Annotated in this window: 14 protein-coding genes; 13 read left to right on the top strand and 1 reads right to left on the bottom strand. The window is 63.0% G+C overall.

Annotated elements, in window-relative coordinates:
• Positions 1–57 precede the first annotated feature (57 nt).
• Entirely contained in the window at positions 58–1,107 is a 1,050-nt protein-coding gene (locus QX135_RS25750; RefSeq protein ID WP_315777126.1) for a hypothetical protein, read from the bottom strand.
• Positions 1,108–1,561: 454 nt separating this feature from the next.
• On the opposite strand from QX135_RS25750, the gene QX135_RS25745 reads away from it, so the two are divergent.
• From QX135_RS25745 to QX135_RS25685, 13 genes are all read left to right on the top strand, one after another.
• Positions 1,562–3,064 carry an MBOAT family protein gene (locus QX135_RS25745; RefSeq protein ID WP_315738893.1) on the top strand — a complete coding sequence of 501 codons (1,503 nt, stop codon included), beginning with the start codon at positions 1,562–1,564 and terminating at the stop codon, positions 3,062–3,064.
• 45 nt (positions 3,065–3,109) lie between these two features.
• On the top strand, positions 3,110–4,249 hold the full coding sequence (locus QX135_RS25740) for a hydrolase (RefSeq protein ID WP_316180372.1): 1,140 nt from the start codon (positions 3,110–3,112) through the stop codon (positions 4,247–4,249).
• Between the two features lie 148 nt (positions 4,250–4,397).
• Positions 4,398–5,507, top strand: a complete 1,110-nt coding sequence (locus QX135_RS25735) for a hypothetical protein (RefSeq protein WP_315782710.1) — start codon at positions 4,398–4,400, stop codon at positions 5,505–5,507.
• 482 nt (positions 5,508–5,989) lie between these two features.
• Positions 5,990–7,477, top strand: coding sequence for a PfkB family carbohydrate kinase (locus tag QX135_RS25730; RefSeq protein ID WP_409998910.1), 1,488 nt, complete (start codon positions 5,990–5,992; stop codon positions 7,475–7,477).
• A 9-nt stretch (positions 7,478–7,486) separates the two neighbouring features.
• The gene (locus QX135_RS25725) at positions 7,487–8,209 is read left to right on the top strand and encodes a nucleotidyltransferase family protein (protein WP_315777124.1); all 723 of its coding nucleotides are present in this window, start codon (positions 7,487–7,489) and stop codon (positions 8,207–8,209) included.
• Positions 8,210–8,317: 108 nt separating this feature from the next.
• Complete coding sequence (locus QX135_RS25720) at positions 8,318–9,256, top strand: SDR family oxidoreductase (protein WP_315738896.1); 939 nt, start codon at positions 8,318–8,320, stop codon at positions 9,254–9,256.
• Positions 9,253–9,861, top strand: a complete 609-nt coding sequence (locus tag QX135_RS25715) for an SIS domain-containing protein (protein WP_315712798.1) — start codon at positions 9,253–9,255, stop codon at positions 9,859–9,861. Before QX135_RS25720 ends, QX135_RS25715 begins: the two co-directional genes overlap by 4 nt.
• Before the next feature lie 12 nt (positions 9,862–9,873).
• Positions 9,874–10,872: an NAD-dependent epimerase/dehydratase family protein gene (locus QX135_RS25710; protein ID WP_315777123.1), complete on the top strand. Its 999-nt coding sequence runs from the start codon at positions 9,874–9,876 to the stop codon at positions 10,870–10,872.
• A 42-nt stretch (positions 10,873–10,914) separates the two neighbouring features.
• On the top strand, positions 10,915–11,763 hold the full coding sequence (locus QX135_RS25705; protein WP_316180368.1) for a transketolase: 849 nt from the start codon (positions 10,915–10,917) through the stop codon (positions 11,761–11,763).
• Positions 11,760–12,683, top strand: coding sequence for a transketolase family protein (locus tag QX135_RS25700; RefSeq protein WP_316180366.1), 924 nt, complete (start codon positions 11,760–11,762; stop codon positions 12,681–12,683). Before QX135_RS25705 ends, QX135_RS25700 begins: the two co-directional genes overlap by 4 nt.
• An 8-nt stretch (positions 12,684–12,691) precedes the next feature.
• Positions 12,692–13,729 (top strand): zinc-binding dehydrogenase, encoded by a 1,038-nt coding sequence (locus tag QX135_RS25695; RefSeq protein WP_316180364.1) that lies wholly within the window; start codon positions 12,692–12,694, stop codon positions 13,727–13,729.
• 9 nt (positions 13,730–13,738) lie between these two features.
• Positions 13,739–14,356: a hypothetical protein gene (locus QX135_RS25690; RefSeq protein WP_316180362.1), complete on the top strand. Its 618-nt coding sequence runs from the start codon at positions 13,739–13,741 to the stop codon at positions 14,354–14,356.
• On the top strand, positions 14,343–15,386 hold the full coding sequence (locus QX135_RS25685) for an aminoglycoside phosphotransferase family protein (protein WP_316180361.1): 1,044 nt from the start codon (positions 14,343–14,345) through the stop codon (positions 15,384–15,386). Before QX135_RS25690 ends, QX135_RS25685 begins: the two co-directional genes overlap by 14 nt.
• Positions 15,387–15,391: the final 5 nt, after the last annotated feature.

Raw genomic sequence — 15,391 nt, 5'->3', positions numbered from 1 at the left:
ACGTCTCGGACGAACCGGCATGGCGCCGGCGTCGCCTTTTGCTGAAATCCCGCACAATCATTTGCCGTCGGGAAATGCCCGTTTGAAGGCCGCCGTCTTGACGATCTCGCGAGCAAGATGGCTCGTAAAGACCTGAGCGCCCTGCCGATCCAAATGGCCGCCGCCGTCAATCGTCGTCAGGCCATCGAATGGCGGCGCGATCAGCTCGATGTTCAATTCTTTCGCCAGTTCCGCGGCCTGCTGGACGCAAGACTGGCTATGCGGGACCAATGTGAGCACGACCTGTCCGCCCACCTCATTGAGAAATCTCTTCGCATAGTCGACAATCGCGGGGGTCGTATGGCAGTCAGGATTGCGGGCCGACAGCATCGGCTTGTTGCCCAAGGCGACGTAGCCCGGATTGGCATCCAGCGCCATGTCACCATCAGTGATGTTGCGATAGAGGCCGGTGGGCGAGAAATAGCCATTCTGATACGCCGCAACCAAGTCCTCGATACGCCAGTGCAAATTGCGGCCGATCACCGTCAGGTACCCCCGCATTCGATTGCGCTGGACGGCGGCAATGGGCTGTTTCTGCGGACCAAGAGTGACGTTGAGATCGTTGCTGAAAAAGTGCACGAACTGATCGTCGGCATTGATGATCCACAGACGCGGACGGATTTTCCAACGTTGGATCACGAGCCGCGAGAACTCACCGCCGCGAATGCCCACGAAGGCCATGTTGTAGATCCCCAATCGACCGAGCACCGGCGATTGCGCGAGCGTCTGCCGGTCCACGGCATAGCTGACGAAGGACGGACCAAGAAAGACAATGTCAGCCCGCTTGGCGGCTTCGACCGATCCTCCGAGGTTGCTGTAGAAGATATCCTGGTCCTGGATCTGCGGAATGCTGCGGCCTCCGAAATCACGATACCAGTTGGTGTCGCCTTGGCGCGGAATCTGCAGCACTCCATCGCGCAACGTCCACACGTCGGACGAGAACAGCGACAAACCGAGCGAAAACGCGAACGCGGCCGCCAGGCCCACAATTCCGACTGCGATGAGATAGCGCCCGAATCCACCCGGTTCAGCTGACTTTTCCGGTGCAGACCGGCCGACTGTCGACATGACGCAATTCCCGCTCGATAGGTTGTCTCGGTGGGTGTCGTGGCAGCTGCTTTCGGCTTCGACAACGAGAGTCTAGACACGACGTCAGCCGGTGGAACAGAGGGTTTCCCGCTCCTCCCCAGTTTGCTTTGCGCGCGAGAGCGCAGACCTATCGGGATGTCATCTGCATGGCCCATAGAGGGTTTCCTCGCCGCTGCGATCATCGGCGAGAGTGATTGCGCGAAACCCCATCATGGCGTCGTCGATTGGCGTCGTTGGTCAGATTTTCGAGCTGCCATAGCAGAAGAATCATTGATCGAAAAGGGCCCGCCCTTTTCGAGAGGCCGGCCGCACGTCGCTGCCGTCAGGAGGCGGCATCCCCCGAAATTCGCAGCGGGAGAGGTGCACCCAACTTGGCAGCGCCCTCAATCATTGATAAAGCAACGCAATATGCAGCAACATCAAGAAACTTGTTATGCTTTTCACGCAGTTTGAGTTTCTGTTCCTGTTCCTGCCGGTGACCCTGGTCGGCTATTTTCTGCTGGCTCGCTTTTTCGCCGCCCCCGTCGTGCGCCTCAGCTGGCTCACCGCGGCGTCGCTCACCTTCTACAGCTATTGGGACATTCACTTCGTCCCGATCATCCTGGTCTCCATCGTCTTCAATTATACGATGGGTCTGCTGATTGCCGGACAGACCGGAAAGCTCCGCACTGGCCTGTTTTCAGCTGCCATCACGCTCAACCTGGCTGCGCTCGCGTTCTACAAATACACGAATTTCGGCATCCAGATCCTCAATGCGATCACCGCGTCGAAACACCCCTCGCTCGCGATCGTTCTCCCGCTCGGCATTTCGTTTTTTACCTTCACCCAGATCGCCTACCTCGCCGACGTCTACGGGGGGTATTCCGATGAGCGAAGCTTCGTAAAATACGGCCTGTTCGTCACGTATTTCCCGCATCTGGTCGCCGGCCCGATCCTCCATCACCGCGAGATGATGCCGCAATTCGGCTCGGAGGAGAGCCGAAGGATTTCGCTCGAAAAAGTCGCGGTCGGCCTCACGATTCTGACCATTGGGCTATTCAAGAAGTCGTTCATCGCGGATGGGTTCGGCCTGATCGCGAATCCCGTGTTCCAGGCCGCCAATTCGAGCCACCTTCACCTGATCGACGCCTGGGGCGGCGCGCTCGCATACTCGCTGCAGATCTACTTCGATTTCTCAGGCTACTCGGACATGGCGATCGGCATCTCGATCATGTTCGGGATCCGGCTGCCCTTCAACTTCGATTCCCCCTACAAGTCGCTGAGCATCGTCGAATTCTGGCGCCGTTGGCATATCTCGCTGTCGCGCTTCCTGCGCGACTATCTCTACATCCCGCTTGGCGGCAACCGCTACGGCGAGCACCGGAGAAACGCCAACCTCTTCGCCACCATGCTGCTCGGCGGTCTCTGGCACGGCGCCGGCTTCACCTTCATCATCTGGGGCGCCCTGCACGGGCTGTTTCTGATCGTCAATCATCGCTGGAGCAAATTCGTCGCGCAGCGACCGGCCCTCACCCGCCTGTCGGCGACCGCCTGGTATGCGGTGGCGGCTCTATTGTTGACACAGTTCGTCGTGGTTCTGGCATGGGTTTTCTTCCGGGCCGACAATCCGAATGCCGCGGTCAGGCTGATCAAGGGGATGCTCGCCCTGTCCAACCCGGAGAAGATCACGGCAACGAACCTCGTCGATCCGCGCGTCATGATCGCGATCCTGGCAGGCTATGTCGCCTGTTTCACCCTGCCCAACGTGAACACAATGTTCGAGCGTTGGAAGGTCGGGCTGGAAACCTACCACAACCCTCGTCCCTGGAGCATTCTGAACCTGAAGTGGCGACCGTCCTTGCCGTGGGCAATCGGAACTTCCATCGCGCTCGTGGCGGCAGTTCTGATGAACATCATTGCCGGAGACACCTCGCAGTTCCTCTATTTTCAGTTCTGAGCTACGTCGCATGCACTGCGGTACTTTGCGCTGGTGTTGATGGGCATGGGTTCAAACGGCAGCCGCTTGGATGATCAGCCACAACCTTCAGCGCGGCCGATAGGTCGCACGCGGCGTTACGTCACGACGGTTCTGGCGACCTCTGCGTTTGCAGGCTACCTGCTTCCCATAGCTCTTTTTCAACTCGCTCGGCCTTTCGGAGCCTCAAAAGGGCTGCAGGATCTCGCCGAATCGCAACGAGATAACCCAGAGCAGGTCGTGCTCCCCTTCGATCTACGCTACAATGCAGCATTCAAGCTGACGAGGCTCGAGCAGGAGCGCCCGGAAGTCATCTGGATCAGTTCGTCGCGTGCAGGTACGTTTCGTGCGGCCCATTTTGCTCCGTACCGGTTCTACAATCTCTCGTTCACGGCTTGGACGACCGACCAGATGGTCGATCTGTTCGAGCGCGCCACACGGCACACGCCTCCCAGGATCGCCATTCTCTCACTGGATCATTTCTTGTTTGCGGAGCGGTGGGAAGAATGGTTCGCCCTCCCACGAAAGATGCACTATGATCTCGCACCTACCTATTTGAGATCGAGCCTTTTGGATTTCGCGCGGACGGCAGCGCGCCATCCGGCGCCATTCCGGAACTACGTCAACGCGCCGACGGCCTTCGTCGGCACCCAGTCCATCTTTCGTGAGGAAGGCTTCCGCAGCGACGGATCCTACCTCTATTCGCCAGGACATATTGCCGATGCACGTTCACGCTATATGAACGCCGAAACGCTCGCCGAGAGCCTGCCCCGCGGAGCAGGCGTGTCATCATGGCTGAAGCAGCCGATTGCACGACTTGCCGAAATCGCAAGATCTCGCAAGGTAAAACTCATCGGCGTTCAGTTGCCGTTCATCCGAGCCGGCGTTGATCTGCTTGATCGTGAACAGGGCGGTCCTATGGGATTCGGGGCTTGGCGAGAGTTCGCTGCCGAGCAAACCCGAGACTGGTTGTATGAGATCGGAATCCGTTTCTTCGATCTGGCGCGCCTGCCGATGGAGGATGAAACGGCCAGCTTCGTGGACGCATACCATTTGGCCGAGTCCGGCTCTGCCAGGACGATGCTGCATCTGCTGAATGATCGGGATTTTCGAGCTGAGTTTCCGAGGATCGACCCCGCAAATATCCGGCGCTCACTCGCTTCTTAACGAAAGCCTGAGCACCATATGACGTCCTTGCTGCAGCGCCTCTGAGTCATTTAGCTCGACGCTCAGGCAATCTAAGATCGCCGAGCTTTGCGGCAGGAGATGCTATCGGATTGGATACGAACCGGTGATTCGGTATCTTGCAATAGTCGTGACGCTGTTCGCTGCTGTGTTCGTGCCGCTGCTTGCGGTGCTGGAATGGGCCGGCTGGCGATTGGGCGCCACTGTTCCTCTTTCGACAATCGCAGCTGAGCAGTCGCGCAGCGACCGGCTCGTCTGGCTCGGAACATTCAAGGACTATGCGGCTTACAAGCTCGAGCGAATCAGGCTCACTCGCCCTGAGATCTTGCTGGTGGGGAGCTCTCGCTGCGGCCAGGCCCGCGAGCAGATGTTTCGCCCCTATATCACTTATAATGCCTGCCTGACGGCTTGGCCTCTCACCCACGTCGTGGATTTCATCGATCGCGCAACCACGGCTGCGAACCCGCGGGTCGTCGTCGTGGCGCTTGATTATTTCCTGTTCGACGATTCCCTCGCCGACGCCTGGCGGAAGGAACGCACGATGGACTTCGCCCAGGGGCTCGATTCGCACCGGCGAAAGTTGCACAGCGTGGTAGAGTTCGCGATCCGGACTGGCGGAAACATCGAAGCGATACGGTCGGCGCTACTGATTCCACAAATCGAGCCTGTGGATAACAACAAACTGATGGGTCCAGATGCGATTCGCGGGAAGTTCGGATTCCGCAAGGACGGCTCTGTCATTGTTGCCCCCCCCTATCGAAATACGTCGGCCGAGTCACTGTCTCGAGGCGCTCAATACATCCTGTCGTTCTGGGGCACATCCGACCTCAGCGAAAGGCAGCTCCGCGAGGTCGAGCGCTTGTCCCGACTGTCTCGCGAACGAGGCTTCTTGGTGGTTGCGATCCAATATCCATTTCTGGAAAGCGCGGCCGCCTTCCTCGATACCGATGAAGCCTACCGGCGCTATTCTGGTCACTGGCGCGAGATCAGGAGTCCACAGACCGTCGAAAGATTTGCGCAGCTAGGCATTCAGTTCTTCGACATGAGCCGCACCGAGATATCGCGCGATGCCGGCAACTTCTTCGATCCCGCGCATCCTTCGGAACGGGGCATGCTCAAGACCTACCTCGCACTGCTGGACCGCCCCGAGTTCAGCAAGCTGTTTCCGCTGATCGACCGCAGCGCGTTGACGGCCGATCTTGAAAAAGGACAAGGTGAACAGTTCGACCTCTATCACTGAGACGTCCTGCGAGAGACTGGCGTCCCCGAGGCTTTTCCGCGTGGCCCGCCGACCAGCGCAACGCAGTCCGTCTCTCGCCGGAGCATTCTTGGATCCATCCTTCGCCTGATTCGTCTGCACAGCGCCGAGCATTGCCGTGAAGGACGATGAGCTCTCCGGAAGCCGCATTCCGACGCGACCACACAACCGCAAGCTAACAGGACTGTTTGTGCTGCTGCGCACACCTGATAAAGAGACCATTGGAAATGATCGGCCGCCGGCCCCTCCATCGCTCCGATCTCGGGGTCGCGCTTGTTTTTTTCGCAACGAAATCAATGTCGAGCATGAAAGATGCAGATCGGAACGGGATTCGCGGTGCAGATGTGCCGGGCGACAGCGACGCTTTGCATCGGAGTTCTTCGGCCGGCGAATGACACGGTGGCCGGATGTCCTACCTCAGCCCGATCGAGCCGGAGGCGAATTCCTTGGATCAGGTGATCGATATGAGTGAGATGGATCTGGCCTGCCAGACTGTTCGCGCCTCTTGTGACTCCGGGGAGACGATTGCGTTCGTGTCCGGCAACTTCAACGTCGTGCACCCCGGACATCTACGGCTCTTGAAGTTCGCCGCCGAGCAGGCCGACGTGCTGGTCGTGGGCGTCAATCCCGATTCGACGCCCGGCGTGACCCTGGCGCAGGACATGCGCCTCGAAAATGTGCGTTCCATCGCCTTTGTGCACCATGCCGTGCGCTTGGATAGGTCGGCGTCCGACTTCATCGCGCATCTGAAGCCGACCGTCGTCGTCAAGGGCAAGGAGTTCGAGGATCGCGCCAATCCCGAGCAGGAGGCCGTGGACGTCTATGGCGGGCGGCTGATCTTCTCGTCCGGTGAGTTGCGCTTTGCGTCGCTGTCGCTCCTGGAACGCGACGCCAACATCGACATCTCCACGGTTCGCAAACCGCAGGAATTTCCCAAGCGCCACGGCTTCGAGATCACGAATCTGAAGGATCTGCTCCGCAAGCTCTCCGGCATGCGGGTCGCCGTCATCGGCGACCTGATCGTCGACGAATATGTCACCTGCGATGCGGTCGGCATGTCCCAGGAGGATCCGACCATCGTGGTGACGCCGCTGATGACCCGCACCTTCGTCGGCGGTGCCGGCGCGGTTGCGGCGCATGCCCATGGCCTCGGCGCGGACGTGAAGTTCTTCACGCTCGTCGGCGACGACGAGGCGGCGCGATTCGCGCGCAACACGCTGGAACAGCATGGCGTCAACTTCAACGCCTTCACCGACCAGAGCCGGCCGACCACGCGCAAACAGCGTTTTCGCGCGCTCAACAAGACGTTGCTGCGGGTCAACCATCTGCGCCAGCACGCCTCGGACGCCGACCTGCAGCGGCAAATGCTGACATCGGTCGAGCGTGCCTTGAAGACCTGCGATCTGCTGCTGTTCTCCTGCTTCAACTATGGCTGCCTCCCGCAGGATCTGGTCGACGCGATCGCGGATCGCGCCCGCGCACAGGGCGTGATGATGGCGGCCGACAGCCAGGTGTCCTCGCAGACCGGCGACGTCTCCCGCTTCAAGGGCATGACCCTGCTGACGCCGACCGAGCGCGAGGCGCGCGTCGCGCTGAACGACTTCATCTCGGGCCTCGCCGTGATCAGCGAGCGGCTGGTCGAGCGGGCCCGCACCAAGAATCTGGTGATCACGCTCGGCGCCGAAGGCGCGCTGATCAACACCTTGGCGGATGGCACCTTCACCTCGGACCGGCTGCCGGCGTTCAATCCGTCGCCGAAGGACGTGTCCGGCGCCGGCGATAGCTTCTTCATGGCCTGCTCGATGGGCCTGCGCGCGGGCGCCGATATCTGGCGGGCCTCCTATCTCGGATCGCTGGCGGCCGCCCTCCAGGTCTCCCGCGTCGGCAACCTGCCGTTGACGACGGCGGAGCTGGTGCGGGAAATCGACGAGACCGGGTTCAGCCAGGAGTAGGATATCGTCATGCGTGCCCTCCTGCTCGCGGCGGGGATCGGAAGCCGGCTGCGCCCGCTGACCAATACGACGCCGAAATGCCTGGTGCGTGTGCACGACCGGCCATTGCTGGACTACTGGCTCGATCTCGTGTTCGAAGGCGGCATCGAGCGCGCGCTGCTCAACACACACTGGCTCGCCGAACAGGTGCGCGTGCACGTGGCGCAATCGCGCTGGCGGGACCGCATCGATCTCGTTCACGAAGATGAACTGCTCGGGACGGGCGGCACCATGCTTGCCAACCGCGCCTGGTTCGGCGACCAGCCCTTCCTCGTGGCTCACGCCGACAATCTGACGGATTTCGACGTCGCGGGGCTGCTCTCCGCCCATCGCAACCGCCCTGATGGCTGCATCATGACGATGCTCGCGTTCCGCACCGATGATCCGAGCTCGTGCGGGATTCTCGAGCTGGACGATCAGCACAGGGTGATCGCCTTCCACGAGAAGGTCAAGAATCCGCCTGGGAACCTCGCCAATGGCGCGGTCTACGTGTTCGATCCTGCCGTCATCACCGACATCGCCGCGTTGGGAAAGCCGATCGTCGATCTCTCCACCGAAATCATCCCCAACTATCTCGGACGCATTTTGTGCGTGGAAACCAGCGGTTATCATCGGGATATCGGTAACCCGGAAAGCTTGCGCCGGGCCCATTTGGAGTTTAATCACGAACCGCGCCGTGGCGGGGACGTCTGACGGGCGGCTTGCGCCGCCGGGCTGGTCGCCTTCCCTAGCCAATTTGTATAAAGGTGCGCGCGACGCGCCAGCCGGCGACACGACAGGCGAGCCACGGGGATTGCTCAGATGAAGATATTCGTGACCGGAGCGTGCGGCTACAAGGGCAGCGTGCTCGTGCCGAAGCTCTTGAAGGCCGGCCACAAGGTGGTCGCGTTCGACATCATGTGGTTCGGCAATTTCCTCGAGCCGCATCCGGATCTCACCGTCGTCCAGGGCGACGTCCGCAATCCCGACGCGATCGACCTGACCGGGGTCGACGCCATCATCCATCTCTCCAGCGTTGCCAACGACCCCTGCGGCGATCTCGACCCCAAGCTGACCTGGGAGATCTCCTGCCTCGCCACGATGCAGCTCGCCGACCGCGCCTATCGCCACGGCATCAAGCGCTTCATCTACGCGTCCTCCGGCAGCGTCTACGGCGTGAAGGAAGAGGAGCAGGTCACCGAGGACCTCGAGCTGCTGCCGATCTCCGAGTACAACAAGACCAAGATGTGCGGCGAGCGCATCGTGCTGTCCTACAAGGATGACATGGTGGTGCAGATCGTCCGTCCCGCGACCGTGTGCGGCTACTCTCCGCGCCAGCGGCTCGACGTCTCCGTCAACATGCTGACGATGCAGGCGCTGATGAACGGCCGCATCACCGTGTTCGGCGGCGACCAGACCCGGCCGAACATCCACATCGACGACATCACCGACCTTTATCTCTTCCTGCTCGATCATCCTGAGCACACCGGGATCTATAATGCGGGCTTCGAGAACATCTCGATCCTCGACATCGCCAATCTGGTCACCAAGCACGTGCCGGCTGAGGTCATCGTGACGCCCTCGAACGACCCGCGCAGCTATCGCGTCAACTCCGATCGCCTGCTCGCGACAGGCTTCCGCCCGAAGAAGACGGTGGAGGACGCGATCAAGGAAATCATCGGCATGTACTCGCAGGGCCAGCTCAAGAACGACGATCGCTGGTACAATCTGAAATGGATGGAGAAGGAGGTCGTGAAATGAACGTCCTGGCCTTCAAGACCCCCGGCAGCCTGTTCGCCGACTACACCAGCCGCTTCAGCACCGTGCTGAAGGATTTCGACTGGAGCCCGGTCGAGAAGCTCGCCTATGATCTGCGCGACTGCTGGCAGACCGGCCGGCAGGTGTTCTTCTGCGGCAATGGCGGCAGCGGCGGCAACGCCAACCACCTCGCCAACGATTTCCTCTACGCGCTCTCGAAGACGCCAGGCTCGGGTCTGCGCGTGCACTCGCTGTCGTCGAACCCATCCGTGATCACCTGCCTCGCCAATGACGAAGGCTATGACCAGGTGTTCTCGCTGCAGCTCGCGGTGCTCGCGCGCAAGGGCGACGTGCTGATCACCTTCTCCGGCTCCGGCAACTCGCCGAACATCCTGAAGGCGCTGGAAGAAGGCAAGAAGATCGGCATGACCAGCTATGCCGTGCTGGGCTTTTCCGGCGGCAAGGCCAAGGCACTCGCCGACGTGCCGATCCATTTCGCGGTCGACGACATGCAGATCGCCGAGGACGCGCAGATGGTGATCGGCCACATGATCATGCAGTGGCTGTACGCCCAGCGCGGCGACATCATCACGACGCGCGAGGTCTGACGGACAGGGACGATGGCTGCGAACGAAAAGTACCTGATCCTCGGCTCGAACTCGTTTTCGGGCGCAACCTTCGTCGACTTCCTGGCTGCCGCCGGTCACGACGTGATCGCGACCAGCCGCTCGGACGAGCCGCATGACGCCTTCCTGCCGTACAAATGGCAGAAGCGTCCCGGCAAGGTCCGCTTCCAGCGCGTCGATCTCAATCACGATCTCGATGCGCTCAAGGCGCTGCTGGCCTCGGAGCGGCCGACTCACGTCGTGAACTTCGCGGCCCAGAGCATGGTCGGCGAGAGCTGGCTGCATCCAGACCACTGGATGATGACCAACGTCGTCTCCGCGGTCCGGCTGCACGACATCCTGCGCAACTATGACGGCCTCGACCGCTACGTCCACGTCACGACGCCCGAGGTCTACGGCTCGACCGAGGGCTGGGTGCGCGAGGACGCAGCCTTCAACCCGTCGACGCCCTACGCGGTGTCGCGCGCGGCCGGCGACATGAGCCTGCGCACCTATTTCGCCAACTACCAGTTCCCCGTGGTCTTCACACGTGCGGCCAATGTGTACGGCCCGGGCCAGCAGCTCTATCGCATCGTGCCGCGCACCATCGTGGCGGCGATGACCGGGCAGAAGCTGCGGCTCGACGGCGGCGGCAAGTCGATCCGCGTCTTCATCCACATGACCGACGTGTCGGATGCGACGGTGAAGATCGGTCGCAGCGGCAAGCTCGGCGAGACCTATCACATCTCGGGCTACGAGTTGGTCTCGATCCGCACCCTGGTCGAGATGATCCTGGCCCGCCTCGGCAAGTCGTTCGAGGATTGCGTCGAGATCGGCCCGGAGCGGCCGGGCAAGGACACCGCCTATACGCTCGACAGCTTCAAGCTGCGCACCGAGCTCGGCTGGCGCGACACCTTCTCGCTGGAACAGGGCATCGACGACGTCATCGCCTGGGCGCGACGCTTCGAGGATGTCATGGCCAAGCTGCCGACCAAGTACGAACATAAACCCTGATCGACCCCTGCGCTTCCCGGAGAAGCGCGACTGGAGAGCACGATGAACGTTGCAGTCCGGAGCCCGGCGGCCAAGCCTGACGCCGCCGTCCTGAAGGCGCAAGCTGCAAGGCTGCGCGGCAAGATCATCGAGATGTCGCACAAGGCGCAGGCCGCGCATCTGGCCTCGTCGCTGTCCTGCGCCGATGCGATGACCGCAGCCTATTGGCATGTGCTGAACATCGACCCGAAGAATCCCACCGACCCGCTGCGCGACCGCTTCATCCTCTCCAAGGGTCATGCCGCCGCGGCGCTGTTCGCGACGCTGGCGATGAAGGGCTACTTCCCGCTTCAAGAGCTCGACACCTACTGCCAGGACGGCGGCCGGCTCGCCGAGCATCCGCCGGCGAACCTTTTGCCCGGCGTCGAGGCGGCCACCGGCTCGCTCGGCCACGGCCTGCCGCTCGGCTGCGGCATGGCGCTGGCCGGCCGCATCAAGGGCGAGAACTACCGCGTCTACGCCCTGCTCTCGGACGGCGAGAACAACGAGGGCTCGGTGTGGGAGGCGGCGATGTTCGCCGCCGCGCAGAAGCTCGAGAATGTCTGCGTCGTCGTCGACTACAACAAGTGGCAGGCGACCGCGCGCTCCAACGAAACCCTGATGCTGGCGCCGCTGCGCGACAAATGGGCGGCGTTCGGCTGGGACGCGCACGAGATCGACGGCCATGACATCGGCGCGCTGGCGGAAGCCATGCAGAACATCCCGAACGGCTCCGGCAAGCCGGTGGCGCTGATCGCCCATACCGTGAAGGGCAAGGGCGTGTCGTTCATGGAGGACGACAACAACTGGCACTATCGCGCCCCCACCGCAGACGAAGTGGCGAAGGCGTTCAAGGAGCTCGGCCTGTCATGAGAAACGCTTTCGCTGACGAACTGACCAAGCTCGGCAACGAGGACAGCCGCGTCGTCATGCTCTCGGGCGACATCGGCAACCGCCTGTTCGACAAGTTCAAGGACAAGCATCCGAGCCGCTTCTTCAACTGCGGCGTCGCCGAGGCCAACATGATGGGCGTCGCCGCCGGCATGGCCATGAACGGCCTGCGCCCGGTCGCCTACACCATCACCCCCTTCGTGACGACGCGCTGCCTGGAGCAGATCCGCACCGACGTCTGCTATCACGAGGCGCCGGTGACGATCGTCGCGGTCGGCGCCGGCTTGGCCTATTCCGGCCTCGGCCCGACCCATCATGCCTGCGAGGACATCTCGTTCCTGCGCTCGATCCCGAACATGGTCGTGATCTGCCCGGGCGATGCCTTCGAGGTGCGCGGCGCCCTGCGCGCGGCGATGCAGCAGGATCGTCCAGTCTACATCCGCATGGGCAAGAAGGGTGAGCCGGTCGTTCACAAGGGCCCTCTTGCGGATTTCAAGATCGGCAAGGCCATCACGATCGAGGAAGGCAGCGACGTCTGCCTGCTCTCCACCGGCAACATGCTGCCGGAAGTCATTGAAGCGGCACATAAGTTGAAGGAGAAGGGAATCTCCGCCGAGGTCGTCAGCTTCCACACTGTGAAGCCGCTGGATGAGGACAAGCTCAAGCAGGCCTTCGGCCGCTTCAAGCTGGTCGCGACCATCGAGGAGCATTCGCTGATCGGCGGCTTCGGCTCCGCCGTCTCCGAATGGCTCGCCGATACCGAGACGAAGCACCAGAAGTTCCTGCGCTTCGGCACGCCGGACGCCTTCTTCAAGAAATCAGGCGAACAGGAATACGCCCGCGAGGTGCTGGGACTGACCGGCCACCAGATCGCGGACAAGATCATCCACGCGTTGAGCTGAGACATCACATGAAGACCCAAGCTGCCCTCCTGGTCCAGACCGGCCAACCGCTCGTGCTGGCCGAGATCGAGACCCCCGCGTTGAAGCCGGGCCAGGTGCTGGTCGAGATCGCCTATTCCGGCGCCTGCGGCACGCAGGTGATGGAGTGGAGCGGCGACAAGGGCGAGGACAAATGGGTCCCGCACTGCCTCGGCCATGAGGGCACCGGCACGGTGATCGAGGCCGGCAGCGCCGTCACCAAGGTCAAGGTTGGCGACAAGGTCGTGCTGTCCTGGATCAAGGGCACCGGCATCGAGGCCGGCGGCGCCGTCTATGACTGGGACGGCAAGAAGGTCAACGCCGGCGGCGTCACCACCTTCCAGCGCCATGCTGTTGTCAGCGAGAACCGCCTGACCCTGCTGCCGCCCGACCTGCCGATGGACGTTGCGGTGCTGCTCGGCTGCGCTGCGCCGACCGGCATGGGCGCGGTCTACAATGTGCTGAAGGTCCAGCCGGGCGATGCGGTCGCCGTGTTCGGCACCGGCGGCATCGGCCTCAACGCGCTGATGGCCGCCGCATTGGCCGGCGCGATGCCGGTGATCGGCATCGATCCCAACCCGACCCGCCGCGCGCTCGCCCAGATCTACGGCGCGACTCACGTCATCGATGCCAGCGGCGACGTGCTGGCCGAGATCAAGAAGATCGTGCCGCAGGGCGTTGATCTCGCGGTCGAATCCTCCGGCATTCCTGCCGTGATGGAGCAGGCGATCAATTCGACGCGCCAGCAGGGCGGCCGCGCGGTCGTGATCGGCAATGCCAAGCATGGCGCGGCGCTCACGCTGAATCCCGGCGTCTTCAACCAGGGCAAGAGCCTGCTCGGCACCTGGGGCGGCGACAGCGTGCCGGATCGCGACTACGGGCGCTACGGCCGGCTGCTGAGCTCCGGCCGCTTCCCGGTGCGGGATCTGCTGTCGAAGCCCTACAGCCTCGCCCAGGCCGACCAGGCGCTGCAGGATCTCGCGGCCGGCAAGGTCGGCCGTCCGCTGATCGACATGTCGCTGCGTTAAGTCCAGGCCATGCGGATCGGGATCGACTTCGACAACACGATCGCCTGCTATGACGGCGTGTTTCATGCGGCCGCGCTGGAGCGCGGCCTGATCCCGGCCGATCTCGGCCGCGACAAGAACAGCGTCCGCGACCATCTCAACGGCAGCGGGCGCAAGGACGATTTCACCGAGCTGCAGGGCTATGTCTACGGCGCCCGCATGGACCTGGTGTCGCCCTACCCCGGCTTCGCGGAGTTCGTCGATGCGGCCCGTGCCGCCGGCCATGACCTGTTCATCGTCAGCCATAAGACCCGGCACCCCATTCTCGGACCGAAGCACGACATGCATGCCGCAGCGCGCGGCTTCCTGACCGACCGCGGCCTGATGGGATCAGCGCCCGGCCAGATCGCGCCGGACCGGGTGTTCTTCGAGCTGACCAAGGACGAGAAGGTTGCCCGTGCGCATGCGCTGGCCTGCGAGGTCTTTGTCGACGACCTGCCGGAGATCCTGGCCATGGCCGGATTTCCGCAAGGCATGCGCAAGGTGCTGTTCGATCCGGAGGACCAGTTCGCGACCAAGGCCACGGGCTATGAGCGCCGCACCTCCTGGGCTGAGATCGCGGCGGATGTCGTCCGTGACCGCGGCTGAGGCCAGCGCGGGCGCCGATGCCGCGCTGCTGGCGCTGGCGCAGCGCCTCACCGCGCAGGCCGGCAAGGCGAGCCCCAGGGCGCTGACGCGGCTGGCCGGCGGCCGCAACAACCAGGTCTTTCGCGTCGACACCGCCGACGGCCCGCTGGTCCTCAAGCGCTACTTCACCGATGCCCGCGACACCCGCGACCGGCTCGGCGCTGAATGGAGCTTCATCAGCCATGCCTGGTCGCGCGGCGTCCGCGTCGTGCCGGAACCGCTGGCCTGCGACCGCGCCGAGCAGGCTGGCCTCTACAGCTTCGTCGAAGGACGCAAGCTGACGGCTGCCGAGCTGGCACCTGTTCATGTCGAGGCCGCGATCGATTTCGTGCTCGCGGTGAACGCCACGCCCCGCCCTGCGCTGGCGCCGGGATCGGAGGCCTGCTTCTCGCTGGCCGAGCACATCGCGACCGTCGAGCGCCGCGTCGCGCGGCTGGCGACGCTCGATGCCGACGTACCGCATGTGGCCGAGGCCCGGCAATTCGTGGCGGCGCGGCTGCAGCCGGCCTGGGCCGACGTGAAGGCGACCATTCTGAGCGGCGCCGCGGCCGAAGGGCTCGGCCTGGAGGCCGCCATCCCCGCCGATCAGGTCTGCCTGTCGCCGTCCGACTTCGGCTTCCACAACGCGCTGATCGACGACCAGGGCAAGCTGACCTTCCTCGATTTCGAATATGCCGGCCGCGACGATCCGGCCAAGCTGGCGTCGGACTTCTTCTGCCAGCCGGAGGTGCCGGTGCCGCTGGCCGTGCATGAGCATTTCACCGAGCGGCTGACCGAGGGCCTCGGGCTCGACGCGGCCAGCGTGGCGCGCTGCCGGCTGCTGCTCGATGCCTACCAGGTCAAGTGGACCTGCATCATCCTGAACGACTTCCTGCCGCTCGGCGCCACCAGGCGCGCCTTCGCCGACACCGGCGCCTGGGCGCAGCGTTGCGCCGCGCAGCTCGCCAAGGCCGACGCCAAGCTCGACCTGATCGGCGCCACATCCGACTAACCGCC

Origin of the sequence: Bradyrhizobium sp. SZCCHNR1098 (genome assembly GCF_032489375.1) — a bacterium.
GTDB lineage: Bacteria > Pseudomonadota > Alphaproteobacteria > Rhizobiales > Xanthobacteraceae > Bradyrhizobium.
The sequence above is the reverse complement of the archived record's forward strand: the minus strand, read 5'-3'. Positions and strand labels throughout refer to the sequence as shown.